A 21,327-nucleotide genomic window follows, 5' to 3' on the forward strand; every position below is an offset into this window, starting at 1 on the left:
CTGAGGTGGTTCTATCTGTGCCCAAGCTAAAGCTTTAGTCAGATTCAGTCTGGAAAATAAATCGGCTTTGACACTTTAGTTTCAAAGTCCACAGGCACCGAAATATGCTGATGGGCAACCAACCACTCACCTGCCGTTTTTTGAAAACATAGCGTGGTTCTGCACCAAGGAATCTCTGGGGTTGCAACACCACTGGCATGATCCAGTTTAGAATAACAATGTAAAAAAGCTAAACCATCACGACTAAAAATATTGATGTCACGCCTGAACACTTTGATTTCCCCTTGAAAAAATGGGGCATATCGTCTCCACAATTCTTGATAGGCTTGCACGCCTTGTAGCTCAAACCCAATATCAAACAAGCTGACATCACTCTGACAAAGACGAATGATATTTTGTACATCCATTTTACAAATGGCATCATCCCATTGTTTGAGTTTGAAGATAATTTCATGCCCTGCATGCTCATCTCCAACTAATCGAAAATCCACATCACACTCCCACACTACAAATCAAACCGCATAAAAAAACGCGTGCGCCATCCATAGCAAACACGCGGTTTTCTTTAATTCTTAAAACAAGCAAAATATGTAATCTGATCTTAAGTCGTCAAATCCTTAATCGTGGTACTTGAACCATTGTTTTTGACCGATTCAATGCCTTTATCTCGGGATTGCTCACTGGCATAAAACTGACTGGTACCAATAATCTGATGATTGGCAGCCTTTAAGTTAAAATAAGGTTTACCATTTTTGGCTTCTAAGCGTTCATAACGCGTATCATCGGGGCTATTTTTTTGCACCGACTCAATTCCATTATGTGCTGATGCTTTTGCTTTATACAGTTCACTGGTCAAAATGACCTCGCCATTTCCCGCTTTTAAAACAAAGCGATATTGGCCATCATTTGCCTGACTTACTTCGTACCATCCTGACATAAGCTCACCTATTGTTATTTTAAAGTGATTGTAGACCCACCAAAACCGAATAAAAAATCATCCAATTTCATAAAATATAAATGACTTCTTTTATAAAAAAAAGTGCATTTACTACCAGCCCAAATTTTATTTTTTTAAAATAACAGCGCTATATGAATAACGCATGACAGCCACAAACCGTTTAAATGACACGCGATATCGGCCCAATAAACGGTTTGGCACTCTTCATAATTTTATGCTTTTAATACCAATTTGCTATAACTGCTTTTTGGCATTTCAATAATTTCTACACAAATTTGTACCGTTAAATCCTGAGGAGCAGTAAAGTTTTGCTGCAAGGTTTTAAGCAATTGGCTCGAAATGGCACACTTAGTGGCTTCATCTCGTCCGCTTAATAAAGACACTTTGGCATGCAAATAAGCCTGTGCATCGCCTTCTACCCCAATCACAAAATCGGACTGTCGAATGGCACGACTTTTCACTTCATTGCCCGATTGTACAAACTGTCCATCCAGCAAAGCTTGGTTTAACGCCAGTAACATCGGCTTAACTTCAAGGGTATCGATATTGTCTGAATATTCAAGGTGGATATGTGGCATAGCGTATTCTTCAACAGGTTTTTATCTTTATAGCATGCTGTGCTGGTGTTTCAACGCTTAATATCTTTTCAAAATGGCTAAAAAACAAAAACGGAGTCTAATTGACTCCGTTTTAATCTCGAACTGCAAACTCAGCGGATTAGGCTTTTTTCACATACTCAGATTTCAGTTTCATCGCACCGACACCGTCAATCTTACAGTCAATGTCATGACCATCTGCGGCATCTGGCAGTAAACGAATATTTTTCACTTTGGTTCCGACTTTCACCACCGATGACGAACCTTTAATTTTTAAATCTTTAATCACCGTTACCGTGTCACCGTCAGCAAGTAAGTTGCCGTTAGCATCTTTAATTGCCACCACTTCTTCTGTTGCTTCTCCCTCTTTCCATTCGTTTGAACATTCAGGGCAAATCAGCAAGTCACCATCTTCATAGGTATATTCGGACTGGCATTTTGGGCAGTTGGGTAAAGACATAAAAACCTCAAAAATAAAAAAATAAGCAATTCACATTGCTCAAAGCGCCAATATAGCATTTTTCAGACGAAAGCGATGCGAATCACATATTTATTTTAAGGCTTTAGCCTTATCATGGGATGAATAAAATAAAGCCTAGGAAAATATAAATTTCCCCTGTAGTAGCATCAGCTCAATACTTACTTTTGTTCCAAACACTGCTTCAAAATCACCACATGGTTATGCTGTTCTTCTTTGGCTGCGGTGAGTAAAGTGATTTGCTCACGTACTGCCAGTTGGCGTAAATCATTCAACTCGGCGGGATGTGCTTCCAGTTCTTTCATATAACGGACTTTAAACTCATCCCAGTGTGCCACCATGTCTTGGTGATACCATTTCCGTAGTTCATTGGATGGCGTGAGAATTTTTGGCCATTCATCTATTTTAGCCTCAAGTTTTGACACCCCTCGTGGCCACAACCGATCGACCAAAACCCGTTTGCCATCCTCTGCCTCGACAGGTGCATAAATCCGCTTCATGCGTATTGGCATGCAAAACTCCTTTTAAATCTATTGTGCAACTTATTCTATTGTTCAACGATGACAATTCACTATTCATCAGGAATGTCTGGATTCACTAAAAAAGCCAAGAGTTGCAATGACTCTTGCCAGCCCAGATAACAGCCATCGACAGGAATCACATCGGGTAAACCAGACTGCGTAATATGAACCTCTGTACCGACAGATACTTCTTTAAACTCAACACGCACTTCAATTTTTCCTGCTAGTTCAGGTACATCGAACTCATCGGTATAGCGTAATAAACAGTTTTCAACAATTTCATGATAAGTGCCATGAAATGAATGCTGCATGCCTGTACTGAAGTTGGTAAAGAACATGCGATATTGACCACCTTCTCGCAAATCAAAGTGATCTACATGTGCGGTAAAACCGTGTGGTGCCATCCACTTCACTAAAGCATCTGCGGTGGTAAAAGCACGATAGACGCGCTCGACGGGCGCACTAAATACGCGGTGTAATTGAACACTATTTGACATGATTGTTCTCGTTCTTTTCAAATATTCAGATTTATTTTAAAACGCTCAAACCCACATACTGTATTTTTTTTGTGCATCTTTTTTTTAAATAGCCAAACGTGGCCTGCTGTCTTTTTCTACCCACCAACAAAAAAAGCATGTTTTTCAACATGCTTTAACTTTGACCATTTCTTAGGCTTGACCTTGCTCATAGTCCTCATCATCTTCGTCGTCATAGACATAGGCCATACAGCCCCAGCCGTCATATTCACCACCAAACTGTTCTGCAATTTTAGTAAACCATTGTTCTAAGTCAACAATGTCTGAATACTCAGGTTCCATATACACATAGATGGTAATAATCCACTCAGATACGTCGCTTTCTTCATCGACAAACAAAGTGATTTTTTGCTCTTCTTGTAATAAATACAACGCACACTTTTCTGCTTGTGACTGCTCTTGAAAGGCAATCGAATATTCTATTTCATGCGGTTCAGATAGGTCGTCGCCATCCTCAGCCATTTGCCAAAGTACATTTCCGTTATCATCATCTGGATATAATTCATAATCACGTGTCATGCGTATGTCCTTGTTATCTTTTTAGCCAATATATCGTTGGCAAGTGACAAAATAGTGACTTCAACATAGCATATTTTGCTCATTTTTATAGCAGTTACATCTGATTTTTCGAAGGTTGTTTGGACTTTATTGCACGTAGACTTTGCCGCGTTATTGTAAAACCCGATCTTCAACTAAAATGTCCGCTTGAAACTGTAAATCACTCCTTTTTAAGTTTTCTAATAAGGCTGCAAACTTAAGTTCTTCTAAGCGTAAAGCTAGATAACGCTCTTGTATCTGAGTATGACCGAAAGCCACACCATAGTGATTGATCAGGGTAAAGTCATCCTGCAAAGCTTGAATCAAAAGGCCAAGATTGTCTTTGCTCACACGTTGTAAATAAAAGTCTGCTTTCGTATTAAACAACTGTGAAACCAAAACCATCATCGATAATCGCCGATGTTCATCCATAAAGGCGCAGTTCACAACGTCGTTTTGCTCAACCGCACGAATCACCTGTTGCCGAACTTTCAGTAGATGACAGGCCGCATCTGTTTTCCCATAGCCTTCGATGAGTTCATCTAATAACTGCTCCGAAGGCAGTTGATAACTTTGGCTGTAGGTTTCAATTTTATGGTGTAAGGCCTTTGATATTTCAGCCAGATGTTGTCGCTCTTCAGCCATGTGAAAAAAAGCACCCAGTTTTTCTCTGGCGCGCTGCATGGTAACTTCTTTGGCTTTACGCTCATACTCCGTTAAGAAGTGATGTACTTTTTCAATGTGCTGCCGACATTGTTTAAGCATTTGTTCAGCATCAAATTTGACCGTTTCAGCAAACAATTCCACTTGGTTGTGCCGTTCAATAACATAGTGCTCAACATCAGTAATTTCTTGGTAAGGACTCAAAGTTTCGTTACGTTGTCTGAGTGTTCCAAGCTCAATTCTTAAACTGGTCAGCCGATGTTGTAATTCACTTTGCTGCTGTTCATAAACTTCTAAACTGTTTCGACTGCGCTCTAAATTGATTTCTAAGGATTCAATCTTCTTTTTTTGGGCAAGGCTGTGTATTTTTTGCCAGCATATAACCGCACACAGCAGCACAAGAATGACAGCGAATACATAAAGCATGGTCTATCTCCCTAAGGGAACATCATTTTTCTTTTAAAGACTCTGCTGTAAGAACACATCAAATTCGAACACTAAGCCTTGGAACAGACAAACCTATTTTCATTCAGTCGTAACCATGGCCAAAAAGCCAAACTCAAATGTTAATTTCCACAAAGATAAGCACACTGGATAAAAGGATACTTACACAACTTACGCTAACGGTTTTTTAAACTGCCCGATATCCCAAATTTTAAGTATTTCTCAAAATAGAAATAAAGTGTGACACAGTTAGAATGGCACACTTCCATGAATCGCAACCGATTGTCCACTTAAAGGCTGCTGAAAGGCGAGAAAACTGGCATGTAAAGCCATACGTTTTAATGGACTTCGTGTCGGCTCAGGGTGATACAACTTATCCCCTGTAATTGGATGCCCAATATATTGCATATGCACACGGAGCTGATGTGAGCGCCCCGTAATTGGGGTCAGTAAAACTCGCGTAATATCGGTCTCAGTATCATAGCTAAGAGCTTGATAAAGTGTTTTTGCAGGCTTACCTAGTTCAAAGTGCACAATCTGCCGTGGTCGATTTTCCCAGTCAGTAATCAGGGGCACTTCAACACTGCCTTCGGCATCCAACTGGCCTTGAACTAAAGCAATATAGTGTTTATCCACCGTGCGGGCTTGGAACATTTTGCTGACGGCGACTTCGGCATCGCGGTGCTTGGCAAACATTAAAATTCCCGAGGTCGCCATATCTAAACGATGGGTAATTTTGGCATGTGGGTACTGCGCTAAAACCCGTAAATAGGCACTATCTTGGTGTTCTGGTAAACGCCCCGGTACAGACAACAAGCCCGCAGGCTTTTCAATTACCACCAAATCATCGTCTTCATAAACGATCACCAAGTCTTCTTGGGGTGGTGAATATATAAAGTTGTCATTTAGAGCCATAGGAATAACAGCATACAAAAGCGAGCGCGAAAAATAGCAAGCTGTGTTTCTGCTGTCAATCATTCACCAAATATCGAAAACAGCTTAATCCTAGGCGCCCATCACCCTATATAAAGCCAGCTTTTTAGCAGCGCTGATTAGATTGAAAGCTTAAAATAAAATGATGTAAGTGAAACTACAACAGCAGGATTTTTCGGTTTTCGCGGGAAATATTAAAATTTATTTTTTTTGATTTATATTTTATTCGAGTTCAAATTTTTTAGGGTGTCTGGGAAAACATGTTGTTTACTTCAACTATCATAACTTTGTAAGTGATGATCTTATAGCCTATAAACTTTTGATTTATAGCGTCCTAAGCCGAATCAAGACCTTTTGGGTAAGTACTACTCACGCGTTTTGCGCCACTGGTAGCATGCTACTCTTTTCGATCCCGTCACACCCTTGAGATATAATTTAACAATCCAAGGGCGGGATTGTTTCCCGAAGATAAAGTCTTTTTGGCTATTTTTGGAAAAAAATCTTGGCTTTCAGGTTATCTAAAAAATATTTTCCCAAATGCAGCGTATTTATGATTTTTTTCTCACATAAAAGCGCTTTTCTCAGGATTTTATTTCTTTGCTGCATCACAGATGAGAAATTCAACTTCCTGCACAGACCTGCATCAGCTGAATGAGATTCCCGCAGGTATCATCAAAGACTGCAACTTTGACTTTTCCGGCCCGCATCGGTTCACTAGTAAAGCGCACCCCTAAGTTTTTGAGTCGCTCATATTCCGCATCAAGGTCATCTACTTGAAAAGAAGTATAGGGAATTAGATCTGCTTTAATTGCGGCCTTAAACGGCTGTGCCGCGGGATGTGCATCAGGCTCCAGTAGCAGTTCAACACCCTCTGGACTTTCGGGTGAAACCAAGGTCAGCCAACGATACTCCCCCACAGGTACATCATGTTTGATTTTAAAACCGAGTTTTTCTGTATAAAACTGACAGGCTTTTTCTTGGCTATCGACCATGATACTGGTGACATATATTTTCATTGTTGTTCCATATTTTTATCAGACTTTTAATGGTTATAGCAGAACTCAAAGCGTTCCAATGTTATCAAATCGCAATTTTTTTAAAGCCGTTTTCGCAAACCAAAGCGCCAATTTGTTTGGTCACAGTTAGAGCAAATATTTGGATAAATTCGGGGCAATATAGACGTTTAAAATGGAAGAAAATATTTGAATGGACGTGTCTTTTATCGTGTTGTTTTTATCATGTGGTTTCTAGGGATCAGGAGATAACTTCAACGGTTAAAACTGGGTAAGTTCTAAACTTTTGCCTATAAATGGATAATCTATAGCGTCCTAAGCTGAATCGAGACCTTGTGGGTAAGTACGACGCTGATCTGATAGATAACGAGTCGCAAACTACTCTTTTCGATTCCTGTGCCCTTAAACGCTATATTAAGCAAATTGGTGCGGGATGAATTTCCGAAGATTAGCTAATTTCAAGCGATGATGAAAAATATTTCCATAAATAAAACCAGACTTGATAAAAATATTCATAACGACAGTTGAATCATCTATTTCATCGCATAAAAATGAACTTCTATCATTTTTTACACCATCATTTCAGAACGCTTAAGTCCTCATATAGCCTTGCAACCATGTTGCAATAAACCACCATAAACTGATCGCAGACATACCACAGAGTAAATTGGCAAGCACCTTTTGCATATTGCTGAGCTGAGACAGATAGATTTTTCGGTTAATTACATACGCAACCACAGCTAAGGCTCCACCGATTGCACCACCAATCATCACTAAAAACAAAGGCCAACCTGCCATCAAATGAGCAGCTGTACTCAGCTTAGGTTTCTCTTCAACACTCAAGGCCAGTTCTTTACTTTCCATCTCTTTCCCCTATACATGATCAAGCAGTCATGTGACTGATGCCTCAGACTCACGTCACTCATAAAAGTGCATTTTTGAAATATAAGTTAGCAAAAACTAAGCCAACACTATTCAAGACTCAGATCATCGATGTCCTGAATTTTGCTCAAATACAGCGGAGCAACACTCACTTTGCTCCATATTTCTTTAAATTTAGGGTCGCTATCCGAGTCTTTGTTGAGATTTTCTCTGACCAGCTTCTTAGCGGTGAGAAAATTGACACTGGTTTCACTGTTCACATAAGGGCCAAAATTATCTGAACTGTCATAGCCAATCAAGCGCATATCACGCCCCTCTAAACGGAACTGATAGGCCCAATATCCATAACGACCATGTGCATAATGTAGTTTTAACAGGCCTTTTTCGATAGAGGGCACCAAGTCAGGCGCAAAGTACACACCGCCATCTTCATTTTCTGAAGAAAATAGTGACAGGTTCTGAACCACTTTTTGGTAACGCCCTTTGGTATTCAACAATACAATCACACCACGGCGGTTGCGATCTAGTTTTCCTCGGTATTCATCGGTGACCCACTGTTTCGGATCTGTACCTTTGACGATTAAAACCACATCTTTCAAGCCATCTTTGTTTAAGTCCCCTTGTACGACCTCAAACACTGTATATTTTGCGGGAAGGTAAGCTTGGTATTGGCTGGTGGCTTTTTGTCGCTGAATATCCGCTATATCCGCTACGCTTAAGTTTTCCGCACACAGATTGGTGGATATACCCAACATTGCAGCGAACATTAGAGAAGTGAGAATGAACTGATTTTTCATAGTTTGCTTAATTTTTTAAGTAAAGTAGGTAAAGAGCACACTAATGAATGCTTCATTTTTGACATCAGTGCCACAGCTTAGCATTTATCAGAAGTCTATTTGTAGGATGCTCTACAGTTAAAGCAGATGACTGTATCCGTGTCATTTTTTGATTGCTGCCGTTGAAAACTTTCGGCTAAAGTGGCGAAAGACCATTCAAATACGCTTCATCATGAAAACCAAAACTGCCCTACTGATGCTATGCCTTGCGCTTTCCCTCAGTGCATGCAAAGTGTTAAAAACACATATCGTCAAAGTCACCAGCTCAACCGAAGCACAGCCACATGAAGTATTGTTAAAAACCACCAAAGGCTATGCATATTTATCGACACAGAACATGACGGAAAAACAAAAGCACATCCTAAAAAATCTGCGTCCTTTTCAGTGCTTAGAAATTAAAACATCTGAACAGTTTGCCATGCAAAACCGAGTGGTTCGATTTTCTGACTTTAAAATTCGTGCTTTAGTCGAAGCTGACCGAGAGTGTCGAAAAATTAAAGTCACGACCCGAATTGAAATTCATTAATCTTGTAGTACCTAAAAAATAGAACATCCATATCCAACAATGAAAAGCTCTAAATAATTTGCAGAGCTTTTTTGTTTTTGATTAGTTGAAACAACACTTGTCACAACCTTCGACTTTTTCTCTAGGCCAGTTCATTCTTGCCCGTTTATAAGCCAGCTCGTAATTGGCAAAATAACCAATCAAAATTTGATCCTCCAAGCTGGGTAAGTCTGCACAGCCTAAGGATGCATTATGAATATGATGGATGCCTTTTTCACTAGGCTGTTCATTTACAATAAATTTTATCATTTACAGTTCCCCGAATAATTTTTATAAAGTTCAACCACAAATAAAACCATACAAAAAGTATGTATTTATAAAATTAAACGGATACCGTATAAAAATCAACCATTATTTTAAAAGTGAAACTGACCTCTAAGTCATATCAACATAGAAGAATTGATGCCCATATAACCGAAAAATTAGCCACTCTATTTTTAAAATTTAGAGACCCAGCAACGCCATAAGAAAACTGCCGAGACTATAAAGGGGTGCTGATACTTTCTTGTTTTTTACGTTTAAACCAACGCACGGCCCAAATTGCTAAAATAATACCCACAATCACCACCAGGACTGGAACCAGTAGTGACAGTACGGACAGTAAAACGGCTCCGACCCATTCCACGGTAGACACCAAAGGGTTGGCAACTCCACCTGTCGTCGCGGTTGAAACTCCTCGGACAGCAACGGTACTCATTTGCACGGCGCCTGCTGTTCCCCCACCGATAATGATTGCGGCAGCCCAACTGGCAAACTGCGACATTTCCCCGCTGCTGACTGCCATAGTGGTGAGTGTTCCTGCGACCATTGCAGCTGGCGTTGCAATGGTGTCTAAAGCGTTGTCGACCCATGGTATGTAATAGGCTGCTATTTCACAGACAGTTGCAATAGCTAAGGCAATGCATACCGATGGCATGCTTAACCATTCAAAACCTTGCATGGGCTCGAACCAACCCATAATAGATGCAAGGCTCATGACCAAGAGCGGGACAAAGACACGAAAGCCACAGGCCGCACTTAAGCCAATACCGATACAAAGTCCTAATATGGTTTCCATGTGCTTTTCCTATGTGGCCTAAGTTGGGATGTTTTTATCTTTTTTATAACTTAGCAAAAAGCCCTATCGGGTGATAGGGCTTTTCTTTAAAACAGTGGGTAACTGTTAAATCTTTAGCTTAGGCATTCTTATTGTTAAATTGATTGCCTTGGCATTTGGTACACGGGGGTAAACGATCTGTACCAATTTCTAAGTAGACGCGGTGTCCGCATTGAACACAAAAATAGAAGCCTGTTCCAGGTTTTTCGCCAGCAGTAACCATTTTTGTTCTCCATATGTTTAGAAAATGGTCTTACTAGTATATGCCTTTTATGATGAATGTCTATTGATCATTTCGACAAATGATGATGGCATTTGGGCAAGAAATGATTTCCATAGAAAATCTAAACGTCTTACAAGGTGTTAGGTAGCAAATTTTAGTGTTACTAAACCATCTACTTCGTTAAAAGAGAAACATTCAGCAACACGGTGTCCAAAACATGAAACAATAACTATAAATTAAACAGAGACAAATACGTTAAAAACATATCTATTCATTAGATACGAAAATGACCAATATAATTTCTGTATTTTTATTTTATAAAAATTAAAAATAAGTATGTAGAGAAGTATCTAATAATAAAAACTGATCATTTATTTGATACAAAAATAAATGATCACTCCATTAATCTAAACCAGTCTCTAAGAGTGAGCCTTAATCGTACAACTTCATCCTCTGCTAAAGGACTACAATGTGCTATGGGGCCTCGCAACAAATTCAAATTATTCATCACTCGATTAAACCCCTTTTGGCTATTAAAAATATCACCAAATCTTTCCCAATTTTTCCTTACAATTTCACCTAACTCACCAAATGTTGTGTAATCAAGCTCATCATCTGATCTTTGAGTAAAAGCCGAATCTATCTCTCTTTGAATATTATCTTTTACATTTTTTTTGATATTTTCAGGAATATCTGAAACATCCCACCAACTTTCGCCTAATTCTGATCGCAACTTTTCTTTAACAATATTTCTAATTGAAACCTCTAAACAATAGAAAATCTCGTAATGTAAGGCCATTTCCTTAGCTTCTACTCTAATATTATGTTGAAATTGCGGATAATATTGATTGTCTTTATCTTCAGCAGAACTTTCGATTTCTCGACCTAAATCAATTTTTGTTTCTCTTTCAAAATAGTCTAATGCTCTTTCAGTCATCTGGTTAGACATTGCAAATAATTTAATTTTATTCTGCATATCACTTCCTTAATAAATGCTCTCTTAAACTTTTAAAAATTGCATTAAAAACTGCCACATCATCTGTTTTCGGTAAAACTAGATTAATAGTATATGACAGATTCAAATCTATATTTTCATCAATACTTTTCTTTGGAATTTCATCTTCTAAAGATGGTTCAGGACTATCATTTTCATTGTCTTTTTGATGGACAATATCAGTAGTTGAAACATTAAAGCTAGCAAACCGCTTCAAAGCCTCAAATGATCCTATTACTGCCTGAACTGTCTTATTTCCTTTTTCAGAGCCTGTCATTTCCATGATTAACCCTTCAAGATCATTTTTACTCAGATTGTGAGCATACTCATTACGTATATAAATATCTGAATAGCCCTTCTTGATCGCTTCTGCCATTGCAGCTTTAGAAATTGAAGTATTTGAATTTCTAAATTGCTTATATAAATCAGTTGGACTACCGTCACTGCTTAGAAAACCTATTTTTTTTGCTAATGAAATAAACGCCCTGGCTCCACCATTATTAAATCCTAACTCAGTTGATAAAAAATCCTGAGTAAATCTATCTGGCGTTGCCGCAACTCGAATCTTTTCAAGAATTTTAGTTATTAGCCCTGTGGAATTCATATAAGGAGGATATGATGTGCTCATTACTTTCTCTGTAATTTTAGATTTATTAAATCCTTTAACAATAAAATATTATTGAGTAAAATTCAATCAATAAATTAAAATTTGAACAAACTAATTTTTAACATTTTTATCAAAGATAATTAATATTTTTATATGAAAATTAACCAATACTACAAAATGCTATAATCTTTTTAATAAAAACCCTATTAAATGATAGGGTTTTTATTAAATATAATTAATATTTTATACTATTCCCTCTAAAGTAATCCTGCCTAATACGTTGTAATACACAATCTGCTTTGCACATAGACACTTCTTCTTTAGTATCTAGACGACAAGTTACAGGTACTTCAACAACCTGCCTTTTACCTCTATCTATCGCATTCGTAGTCATCACTACTGCAAAAAAGTTATATTTTTAATTATCGTAAACGCTTAAATTACCTGTTCTCCACATTTCGCCATCCCAACATAGTACATCAGCTAAATTCTTCATTATCGGATGTTGACGTAATCGAGGTGATCCGTCTGTTTTGTACCACTTATTGACCAACGTTATAGGTGTAGGTGGATAGACTTTTTTTCTATCATTCAGATTAGGCTGCCAGAAATAAACAATTATAGATTCAGCCTTTTCTAAGAACGTCCTAGTTGCTTCAGCTGGATATTCTGCTTTTGCTAACCAAATTTCTTGCTCCCTAGTCACTAAAGAAGCTTTATGATGATTTTTCAACCTATTATAAAAACTACCTTCTGTTATTCCGCAATACTGAATATCTAAATCTCTTTCGTATTTACCTTTCCCTGTAATAATATATAACCCATTAGATTTTTGCTTATTTTCTAGAACCTCTTCCAACGTAAAAGGACCTTCCCAGTTCAAAATTATAGTATGCTGTTCCATTCGTATCTCTATTAAAAAACCCCACTCTAAAGTAGGGCTTTTTTTAAACAATTTCAAATACTTTAAATTAAGCTCTTAATTGCTCTTTATCTGACTGACTTTCTAAAAAATCCTGCGCAAAGCGCTGCAATACACCACCCGCTTCATATACAGACACTTCTTCTTCAGTATCTAGACGACAAGTGACAGGCACTTCAACAATTTCACTCTTACCTTCATCCGTCGCACGCTCAATGACTAAAGTTAACGTCGAACGCGGCGCGATATTACCAATCACGCTATACAGCTCCGTACCATCTAAACCTAAAGTTTTACGGTCAGTTCCTGCTTTAAACTCAAGCGGTAACACGCCCATCCCGACTAAGTTAGTACGGTGAATACGCTCAAAACCTTCCGCCACAATCGCTTCAACACCAGCAAGACGAACACCCTTAGCAGCCCAGTCACGGCTAGAACCCTGACCATAGTCTTTACCTGCAATGATGATCAACGGTTGCTTACGATTCATATAAGTTTCAATCGCTTCCCACATACGCATCACTTCGCCTTCAGGCTCTACGCGTGCTTTCGAACCTTGCTTGATCGTACCGTCCGCACGAACCACCATTTCATTAAACAATTTTGGATTCGCAAATGTCGCACGTTGTGCAGTCAAGTGGTCACCACGGTGCGTTGCATAGGAGTTAAAGTCTTCTTCAGGCACACCCATTTTACGTAGATATTCACCTGCTGCCGAATCCATCATAATTGCATTCGATGGTGACAAATGATCCGTGGTGATGTTGTCAGGCAAGATTGCAAGCGGACGCATATTTGCCAGTGTACGAGGTGCAGCCAGAGCCCCTTCCCAATACGGCGGACGGCGGATATAGGTACTTTGCGGACGCCAGTCATATAGCGGACTTGCCGCTTTTTCCGTTACGCCTAAATCAAACATTGGAATATACACTTTACGGAACTGTTCAGGTTTCACCGCTTCTTTGACCAATGCATCAATTTCTTCATCAGAAGGCCAAATGTCTTTCAGGTAAATTGGATGACCGTCTTTGTCGTTTCCTAATGCATCTTTTTCGATATCAAAACGAATGGTTCCTGCAATCGCATACGCTACAACCAGCGGAGGTGATGCCAAGAATGCTTGTTTTGCATAAGGATGGATACGACCATCGAAGTTACGGTTACCCGAAAGTACCGCAGTTGCATACAAATCACGGTCAATAATTTCTTGTTGCAGTTTTGGATCTAAAGCACCAGACATACCGTTACATGTGGTACATGCATACGCTACGATACCAAAACCGAGTTTTTCTAAGTCATCCAACACACCTGCTTCTTCAAGATACAAAGCAGCAGCTTTAGAACCAGGTGCAAAAGAAGATTTCACCCAAGGCTTACGTGTTAAGCCCAATTCATTAGCTTTACGTGCCAATAAACCTGCGGCAACGGTATTACGTGGGTTTGATGTATTGGTACAAGAAGTAATTGCAGCAATAATCACAGCACCGTCAGGCATTAAGCCATCGGTACGATTTTCAACAACACCCGCAATGCCTTTTTCTTTTAAATCCGCAGTTGATACACGAGCATGTGGGTTTGATGGGCCTGCAATATTACGTGTTACCGTTGAAAGATCGAAGCGAAGTACACGTGGATATTCCGCTTGTTTCATATCCGATGCCCAAAGACCAATTTCTTTGGCATAGTTCTCAACAAGTGCAACTTGCTCAGCTTCACGACCTGTCAGGGTTAAATAATCAATCGTATTTTGGTCAATATAGAACATTGCCGCAGTTGCGCCATATTCAGGGGTCATATTGGAAATCGTGGCACGATCACCCACAGACATGCTGTCTGCGCCTTCACCAAAGAACTCAAGGTATGCACCGACTACACGCTCTTTACGCAAGAATTCAGTCAATGCTAAAACGATATCGGTTGCAGTGATCCCTGCTTGACGTTGCCCAACAAATTCAACCCCGATAATGTCAGGAAGACGCATCCACGATGCACGACCTAACATTACATTTTCAGCTTCTAAACCACCGACACCAATCGAAATTACACCGAGCGCATCGGTATGTGGTGTGTGTGAATCCGTACCTACACAAGTATCTGGGAATGCCAAACCTTCACGACTTTGTACCACAGGAGACATTTTCTCCAAGTTGATTTGGTGCATGATGCCGTTACCCGCAGGAATCACATCAACATTTTCAAATGCTGTCTTAGTCCATTCGATGAAGTGGAAACGGTCTTCATTACGACGGTCTTCAATGGCACGGTTTTTCTCAAACGCCTCTGGATCAAAACCACCGAATTCCACTGCTAAAGAGTGATCGACAATCAACTGAGTCGGCACAACAGGATTCACTTTAGATGGGTCGCCACCTTGGTCTGCAATCGCATCACGTAAACCAGCAAGGTCAACCAATGCCGTTTGTCCAAGAATGTCATGGCACACCACACGCGCAGGATACCAAGGGAAATCGTGATCTTGTTTTGAGAAAATTAATTCTTTTAGTGACTGCTCCAAAATGGCAGGATCACAACGACGCACTAACTGTTCAGCCAATACTTTTGAGGTGTATGGAAGTTTTGCATAAGCGCCTGGCTGAATCTGTTCAACGGCTTCTCGCACATCAAAGTATTCTAGCTGGGTGCCTTGCAGTGGTTTGCGGTGATTATTGTTCATAGCGTTCCTGCCTTTGGTGTTTCATTTTTCTTCACTGTCTTTACTAGACAATTCATCTTTGTCTGCTAGGCATACTACACTGTCGAAAACCCATTTCCCAAATCGTTTATATTTCATATACTTAGATATAAAAACAGGGGGTTTTGAAATATTTAGTTACATTAACTTTTAAATATTTACTCTAAATATGATTTTTTCTGAAAAATAGCGGAAAATAGCCCTAATTCTTTAGTATTAGATTTTAAGGTAGGCGAGCAATTCATGAGCGATCTAGCTTTCTCCTCTTTCACTTTAATTGGTGTAGATGCACTCAAATTTTTACAAGGCCAAGTGACGGTCAACGTTGAAGCTTTAGCTGAAAATACAACGCAATACACCGCCATTTGTGACTTGAAAGGCCGTATCCACTTTGGTTTGTGGCTGACAAAACGTAACCCTGAACATTTTGAAATTGTGACCACTCAAGACCAGTCAGAAGAGTTTGCTAAACACATTAAAAAGTTTGGTGCTTTCTCTAAAATGAAACTTGAACCTATGGGTTCAGTTTTTCCAACCTTCACGCAAGACCGCACCACCTTTTCTGCTGAGCCTACCGATATTGCTGCATGGCAAGTGCAAGCCATTACTCATGGTGAAGCGTTTATCGACCAAGCCATTGAGCATGTGTTTCAACCTCAAGAGCTACGTTTACACCAACGTGAAGGCGTGCACTATGACAAAGGTTGTTACTTGGGTCAGGAAGTGATTGCACGTTTATGGTTTAAAGCCAAACCCAAAGCATGGTTGCATTTAATTCAGGGTACAGGCAGTGCACCTGCGCAAGCTGAACAGTTGAATAAAGGTATTCAAGTGGTGAATAGCGCTGCGCTTGATGACGGTTATATCGCGTTGGTGGTGGCACGTCCTGAGTCTTTGACCGAACTGGATGTGACAGTTTTAGACTTACCAGAACGCTTAAATGGTGATGTGGCAAGACCGCAGTAAGTTTATATTTTTTAAAATGTTGTGATAAATTAGCTCCTAGATTTAGGGGCTTTTTAATGACTGAAAAATTATACTATTGGGCTGAAAATTTAGAAAACTATAGTTCAGACAATGAACAGGACTATGATCAAGTTATAGAAATAAAACGGCTAAACTTTTTTATTGGTAAAAATAATGCGGGAAAAAGTCGTTTTTTGAGAAATTTATTTAAATCACTTAATTCGCAAACTTTTTATCAATCTGAACTGTTCTTAAAATTATGTAAAATAGATAAAAAATTAAATGATGATATTTACAACCAAACTAGAAAAAACCCAAATTATGAGTATTTTTCAAATACTTTCAATGACTTAAAAAATAACCTCACTATCAGTAGAAGAAATCAGGCTATTCAGCAATTCAGTCATATTCTACAATATCTTTCCAATTTAGGTGTCTTAAACTTACTTGTTAGCAACAATAATGCGCCTCAAGCGAAAGAACTTTTTACAAATCAGATTACAAACACCTCTACTGTAAACTTTGATCTAGAAAAATTTTATATTCCAATTCTAAGAGGTATGCGCCCTGTCACTGAAATAGAAAATAAACAACCGTATATAGAAAGAGCTCAAAAAGATTACTTTTCTAATAGCCAAAAATTTAATTCAAAAAACATCATTACGGGCGAATGTTTATATCATGAACTAAAAACGCACTTACTTGGTGAACCTGAACAACGAGAAATCATTAAAAATTATGAAGAAAAACTCAGCCAATATTTCTTTGACAATGAGTCAATTACACTCATCCCCAAACATGATCAAGATGTTGTAAATATTAAAATTGGAAACGACAGACAATTGCCTATTTCAGAATTAGGTGATGGCTTACAACAAGTCATTATCTTAACTTATGAAGCTTTTATTAAAAAAGATGAAACACATGCTTTCTTTATAGAAGAGCCTGAACTGCATATGCATGCGGGCATGGTTCGTCAGTTGATGAACTTCTATCTAAATGAAACCAAACACTATTATTTTTTCACAACACATTCCAATCATCTTTTAGATATGGCAGATGAATCAGATCAAGTCATCATCCAAAAATTCGTAAAACAACCAAAAGAGAATCCTAAAGATGGCTTTGATTTTAAAATTTATCGCTGTGACCGAGATCGTGACCTGCTTGCTTCACTTGGACTAAAACCCTCTTCGGTTTATTTAGCTAACTGCACCATTTGGGTCGAAGGCATTACTGACCGCTTGTATATCACTAAATATATGGAAAAATATTTAGCCGAATTAGAAAAATCTGGTTCTGAACAATATAAAAAATACCGTCGTTTTATGCCAAATTATCACTACACATTTGTGGAATACTCAGGAAGTAACCTAACGCACTGGTCATTTAGTGATGATTACGCAGATCATTTAGATGACAAAGGACTTAGCGCCAAAGCTGTAGCAAGTGAAATGCTACTTATTGCAGATGGCGATATTAAAAATAAACCTGAGCGTGTTAAAGCTTTACAAACTGAATTTAAAAAAGAAAATTACTTCATTCTTAAATGTAAAGAAACAGAAAATACTTTACCTAAAGATTCAATCATTAATGTGGCTAAATCTAAGTTTTCTCGATTGAGAGCCGAAACTAAAAAGAGCTATGACATACTATTAATTGATGAAATTACTGATGAAAACTATTTTGATCATAGTGAGTTTGGTATCGGAAAACTTCTTGATCAAGCAATCAAGAAACCTACATCTACCACTACAAAAACGGCTTTTGCTGACGGACAAGGTGTAGGAACTATTAAATATAAATTAGATTTTTGCCGTGAAATCATTAAAGATTTTGATGATCATCCTAATTGGCAACTTACACCAAAAGCGAAAGAACTTTGCGAACGTATTTTCCAGCATATTGAAAAGTGTAATAGGTAGAACGAACTATCAGATATAGCCAAAGCCCAAGATGCTTTGGTTTTTTTTAGAGCTATGAAGGCTCTTCCTTCCTCACATAATAAACCACACCACCCTTATCATCTGAAAAATAAAAGGAATTTGCATCTATACGGTAAATATCCGCAGGTCGACCATTCACCTTATTCCCCACTAAAAAACCATCCATAAAGGTTTCAAGTTTTTGCCCTTTACGCATAATCACAATTTTATAACCATGACCAATTGTGGCATCCGTAGAACCATGCAGAGCCACTAAAAAAGAGTTTTTAATGAGGTCATCCGTATTTGGATCATCAAAATAGTCAAAGCCTAGTGCAGATGAATGTGCAGGAAAATAAGCATAAGGAGATGGTACATTTTTACATCCTGTTGGACGTTTAAATTTTGGGTCTGCTAAAATTTTACCATTCGACGAATAGCATGAAGCCCAACCATAATTTGCATCACGCATGAGTGCATAAAAAGTTTCATCAGGTTTATGTTTACCCAGATGATCTGCACCTTGATTGGTGGCAAATAAAAATTTACCCACCCATTTCAAACCGACAGCATTGCGTAAGCCTGTGGCATAAATCTTTTGTTCCGAACCATCGGGATTCATTTCTAAAACTGTTGCTCGAACTTTTTCTTTCTCGGCACAAGCATTACAACTTGAGCCGACTGAAACGTACATTTTTCCGTTCCCACCCACGGCAATGGTTCGTGTTAAATGCCAGCCACCATATTTATAACTTAAACCATAATCAGGAAAAGTCGCTAAAACTTCAGCTTTGGCCGTTGGTTTTATTTCACCTTGGGTAAATTTCCGTCGGGTGAGCTGATGAGTTTCAGCCAAATATAACCAATCTTGCCCTGAAGAATCGGTATAAAACTGGACTGAATTTGGATTTTTCAAACCTGTCATATAAGGAATTATTTTACTGAATTTACCCGTTTTAGCATTCCACTCATCCAAAACATAAACGATGCCTTTTTTATTGTCGGTTAAATCATGCATGTCCGTTACAAACATTCTACCGTCAGGTGCTTTGCTAAAAAAACGAACGCGTTTTAAACCCTCAGCCGCAGGAATGATGTCGTAATTTTCTGGCAGATTGAGAGAAAAGCGCTTCCCATTTTTCAAGTTGATTTGATGAGGCACAAGATTTGGCTGCCCTGCTAAAACTGCCATTGAACAACATAAACTTAGAAGTAAGATTGACAGTATTTTCTTCTTCATATTGTGATACCTCACAATTCATCTTATGAAAAGTAACTTTCTTTTTTATATGATATAACTTGAGTAGGAGTACAGAATCAAATGCTTTTGGTATAAAAGCGTATAGGCTCTTCATATACAAACTATTATTTTATATTATCTTTTAGCCTGACCACTGCAAGTATCTTTGCAGTGGGTAAAGACATTCACACTCGTTCTTCGGGTATAAACAAAACATAAAAAAAGTTATTGCTTTAGAACTCTATAGCAAGCATCAGTTCTTGGATAAAAGGCTCATCTAAGGACTTAAACTATTTTTAGAGCCTTATTTAATAGTTCACTCATCTTCAATGAAGATTAAACATCAAAAATCATGAAACAGCTTATTCATGTCTTTGCAGAGATAGTCTTTAAATGAAAAGTCTCGTGCATGTTTAGCATCAAATTTTGCGGTCACACCGTCTTTTTCAAAGATATACACGCGGTCATCTTTGCTCACTAAAAACTCACCACCCAATTTCATCAATAAGGCATCAATTTTTTCGCCATCTGGAATCGACTCATCGGCCAAAACTTTTAAATAATTTCGCTTAATTGACTTAATAAACATGCTGAACTCGTTTCTCATTTTTCAGCGCTATTTAAACAGAATCTAAGCCAGAATCCTAATAAAACCCGAAGCCATCAGCTGCAAATAGCAATAACACGTTTCGGTCCTTTCCACCCTACAGCACGCGGTTTGTATTGGAAAAATATATACCGATCAACACAATCAACGGAAATTTGTAAGACCAAGACACAATTCAGATATTTACATTCACACAATTCAACTTATGATGTGAAATGACTAAAAACAAATACACACATAGATGGACTTATGTGTAAGAAAAAGGTTTATAAAACATGAAGAAAATCGTACTTGCAAGCTTAATTGCACTCTCTAGCCAGCTTGCACTTGCAGCCTCCACTCAAGATACCATCAACCCCGAATTTGCCAAGATTGAGGAAATGGTTAAAGCCAACAATATGGCGGGGGCATATCAGGCTTTAGAAAAACTGGCAAAGTCTGGCAACCCACAAGCCATGTATAACTTGGCTTATTTGACTCAGACTGGCCAAGGCACAGCGAAGAATGAGAAGAAAGCCATTCAGCTCTATCAAGATGCTGCAAACAAAGGCTACCCTGTTGCGCATTATGTGCTTGCGAAAAACTATGTCACTGGTACTTTAGGCTTGCCTCAAGACATCAACAAAGCCAAACAACACTTTGAAGCCGCATCTAAACTAGACTTTGATGATGCAACCGTTGAATATGCCGTGCTGTTATTTTCTGAAAATAAACCCGAGTCTGAAAAGTTAGCCCTTAAAAAACTTGAGCCTCTGGTGAAAAAAGGCAACTATCAAGCCATTCATGCTCAAGCCTTGTATGACATCAGCACAGGCTTTAAAAACAAACAAGAAGCGCCGATTCAAAAAGGCCTCAACAGCATTCAAGACTTAGCCAAAAAAGGCTATATTCCTGCCCTGATGGCCGTAGGCAATATGTTTGCCAATGGCAATATCATTCCGCAGAACTTACCTGAAGCGAAGAAAATTTTTACCGCTTTAGCTAAAGAAAATGTGCCACAAGCGAAAGAATCATTAGCGCAGGTTGAAACCATGATGGCGAATCAAGCTAAGTCCCCTGCAACAGCAGCAGTCAAAAAATAAATCGCTTCTTC

Annotated in this window: 26 protein-coding genes and 1 pseudogene; 4 read left to right on the top strand and 23 right to left on the bottom strand. The window is 38.6% G+C overall.

Going from position 1 to position 21,327, the window contains the following annotated elements; translation table 11 throughout:
* Positions 1–44 precede the first annotated feature (44 nt).
* From F946_RS13130 to F946_RS13185, 13 genes are all read right to left on the bottom strand, one after another.
* A complete protein-coding gene (locus tag F946_RS13130) occupies positions 45–491 on the bottom strand; it encodes a YybH family protein (protein ID WP_004983058.1) in 447 nt (148 codons plus the stop codon).
* A 110-nt stretch (positions 492–601) separates the two neighbouring features.
* Complete coding sequence (locus tag F946_RS13135) at positions 602–937, bottom strand: YegP family protein (protein ID WP_004695228.1); 336 nt, start codon at positions 935–937, stop codon at positions 602–604.
* A 233-nt stretch (positions 938–1,170) separates the two neighbouring features.
* A complete protein-coding gene (locus F946_RS13140; RefSeq protein ID WP_004983060.1) occupies positions 1,171–1,536 on the bottom strand; it encodes a 5-carboxymethyl-2-hydroxymuconate Delta-isomerase in 366 nt (121 codons plus the stop codon).
* A 139-nt stretch (positions 1,537–1,675) separates the two neighbouring features.
* Complete coding sequence (locus F946_RS13145) at positions 1,676–2,014, bottom strand: zinc ribbon domain-containing protein YjdM (RefSeq protein ID WP_004695225.1); 339 nt, start codon at positions 2,012–2,014, stop codon at positions 1,676–1,678.
* 179 nt (positions 2,015–2,193) lie between these two features.
* The gene (locus F946_RS13150) at positions 2,194–2,544 is read right to left on the bottom strand and encodes a DUF488 domain-containing protein (protein WP_004983061.1); all 351 of its coding nucleotides are present in this window, start codon (positions 2,542–2,544) and stop codon (positions 2,194–2,196) included.
* A gap of 59 nt (positions 2,545–2,603) precedes the next feature.
* Positions 2,604–3,050, bottom strand: coding sequence for an SRPBCC family protein (locus tag F946_RS13155; protein ID WP_004983064.1), 447 nt, complete (start codon positions 3,048–3,050; stop codon positions 2,604–2,606).
* Between the two features lie 171 nt (positions 3,051–3,221).
* On the bottom strand, positions 3,222–3,608 hold the full coding sequence (locus F946_RS13160; RefSeq protein WP_004695219.1) for a ribonuclease E inhibitor RraB: 387 nt from the start codon (positions 3,606–3,608) through the stop codon (positions 3,222–3,224).
* 150 nt (positions 3,609–3,758) lie between these two features.
* Positions 3,759–4,670 (bottom strand): SNIPE associated domain-containing protein, encoded by a 912-nt coding sequence (locus tag F946_RS13165; RefSeq protein ID WP_407637083.1) that lies wholly within the window; start codon positions 4,668–4,670, stop codon positions 3,759–3,761.
* Positions 4,624–4,722, bottom strand: coding sequence for a hypothetical protein (locus F946_RS17565; RefSeq protein ID WP_407637084.1), 99 nt, complete (start codon positions 4,720–4,722; stop codon positions 4,624–4,626). The genes F946_RS13165 and F946_RS17565 overlap by 47 nt, the downstream gene beginning before the upstream one ends.
* Before the next feature lie 260 nt (positions 4,723–4,982).
* Complete coding sequence (locus F946_RS13170; protein WP_004983068.1) at positions 4,983–5,648, bottom strand: RluA family pseudouridine synthase; 666 nt, start codon at positions 5,646–5,648, stop codon at positions 4,983–4,985.
* 638 nt (positions 5,649–6,286) lie between these two features.
* Entirely contained in the window at positions 6,287–6,682 is a 396-nt protein-coding gene (locus F946_RS13175) for a VOC family protein (protein WP_004695213.1), read from the bottom strand.
* A 588-nt stretch (positions 6,683–7,270) separates the two neighbouring features.
* Positions 7,271–7,543, bottom strand: coding sequence for a hypothetical protein (locus F946_RS13180; RefSeq protein WP_004983070.1), 273 nt, complete (start codon positions 7,541–7,543; stop codon positions 7,271–7,273).
* Between the two features lie 107 nt (positions 7,544–7,650).
* Positions 7,651–8,358: a hypothetical protein gene (locus F946_RS13185; RefSeq protein ID WP_004983073.1), complete on the bottom strand. Its 708-nt coding sequence runs from the start codon at positions 8,356–8,358 to the stop codon at positions 7,651–7,653.
* 211 nt (positions 8,359–8,569) lie between these two features.
* Here F946_RS13185 and F946_RS13190 point away from each other — a divergent pair, with 211 nt between their 5' ends.
* Entirely contained in the window at positions 8,570–8,923 is a 354-nt protein-coding gene (locus tag F946_RS13190) for a hypothetical protein (RefSeq protein WP_004983076.1), read from the top strand.
* A gap of 81 nt (positions 8,924–9,004) precedes the next feature.
* Here the strand turns inward: F946_RS13190 and F946_RS13195 are convergent, their stop codons facing one another.
* The 8 genes and pseudogenes from F946_RS13195 to acnD form a co-directional block, all read right to left on the bottom strand.
* A complete protein-coding gene (locus tag F946_RS13195) occupies positions 9,005–9,211 on the bottom strand; it encodes a hypothetical protein (RefSeq protein WP_004983077.1) in 207 nt (68 codons plus the stop codon).
* A 232-nt stretch (positions 9,212–9,443) separates the two neighbouring features.
* Complete coding sequence (locus F946_RS13200; protein WP_004983081.1) at positions 9,444–10,019, bottom strand: DUF4126 domain-containing protein; 576 nt, start codon at positions 10,017–10,019, stop codon at positions 9,444–9,446.
* A gap of 118 nt (positions 10,020–10,137) precedes the next feature.
* Positions 10,138–10,281, bottom strand: coding sequence for a zinc ribbon-containing protein (locus tag F946_RS17105; protein WP_004695201.1), 144 nt, complete (start codon positions 10,279–10,281; stop codon positions 10,138–10,140).
* Between the two features lie 394 nt (positions 10,282–10,675).
* A complete protein-coding gene (locus tag F946_RS13205; RefSeq protein ID WP_004983084.1) occupies positions 10,676–11,257 on the bottom strand; it encodes a Swt1 family HEPN domain-containing protein in 582 nt (193 codons plus the stop codon).
* 1 nt (position 11,258) lies between these two features.
* Positions 11,259–11,903, bottom strand: a complete 645-nt coding sequence (locus tag F946_RS13210) for a DUF5343 domain-containing protein (protein ID WP_004983085.1) — start codon at positions 11,901–11,903, stop codon at positions 11,259–11,261.
* A 214-nt stretch (positions 11,904–12,117) separates the two neighbouring features.
* A pseudogene (locus F946_RS17570) lies at positions 12,118–12,252 on the bottom strand (hypothetical protein); the annotation flags it as partial.
* Between the two features lie 48 nt (positions 12,253–12,300).
* Positions 12,301–12,786, bottom strand: coding sequence for a hypothetical protein (locus tag F946_RS13215; protein WP_004983087.1), 486 nt, complete (start codon positions 12,784–12,786; stop codon positions 12,301–12,303).
* A gap of 67 nt (positions 12,787–12,853) precedes the next feature.
* Entirely contained in the window at positions 12,854–15,478 is a 2,625-nt protein-coding gene (acnD, locus tag F946_RS13220; RefSeq protein WP_004983091.1) for a Fe/S-dependent 2-methylisocitrate dehydratase AcnD, read from the bottom strand.
* Positions 15,479–15,739: 261 nt separating this feature from the next.
* On the opposite strand from acnD, the gene ygfZ reads away from it, so the two are divergent.
* A complete protein-coding gene (ygfZ, locus tag F946_RS13225) occupies positions 15,740–16,462 on the top strand; it encodes a CAF17-like 4Fe-4S cluster assembly/insertion protein YgfZ (protein WP_004983093.1) in 723 nt (240 codons plus the stop codon).
* 56 nt (positions 16,463–16,518) lie between these two features.
* Entirely contained in the window at positions 16,519–18,387 is a 1,869-nt protein-coding gene (locus F946_RS13230) for an AAA family ATPase (protein ID WP_004983100.1), read from the top strand.
* A gap of 52 nt (positions 18,388–18,439) precedes the next feature.
* Here F946_RS13230 and F946_RS13235 read toward each other — a convergent pair whose 3' ends face one another.
* The gene (locus F946_RS13235; protein ID WP_035326791.1) at positions 18,440–19,579 is read right to left on the bottom strand and encodes a PQQ-dependent sugar dehydrogenase; all 1,140 of its coding nucleotides are present in this window, start codon (positions 19,577–19,579) and stop codon (positions 18,440–18,442) included.
* Positions 19,580–19,970: 391 nt separating this feature from the next.
* Positions 19,971–20,216 carry a hypothetical protein gene (locus F946_RS13240; protein WP_004695190.1) on the bottom strand — a complete coding sequence of 82 codons (246 nt, stop codon included), beginning with the start codon at positions 20,214–20,216 and terminating at the stop codon, positions 19,971–19,973.
* Positions 20,217–20,509: 293 nt separating this feature from the next.
* Between F946_RS13240 and F946_RS13245 the strand changes: the two genes are divergently transcribed.
* Complete coding sequence (locus F946_RS13245; protein ID WP_004983102.1) at positions 20,510–21,316, top strand: tetratricopeptide repeat protein; 807 nt, start codon at positions 20,510–20,512, stop codon at positions 21,314–21,316.
* The last annotated feature ends 11 nt before the right edge of the window (positions 21,317–21,327 follow it).

The sequence above is a fragment of the Acinetobacter johnsonii ANC 3681 genome (assembly GCF_000368805.1).
In the GTDB taxonomy this organism is placed as follows: Bacteria; Pseudomonadota; Gammaproteobacteria; order Pseudomonadales; family Moraxellaceae; genus Acinetobacter; species Acinetobacter johnsonii.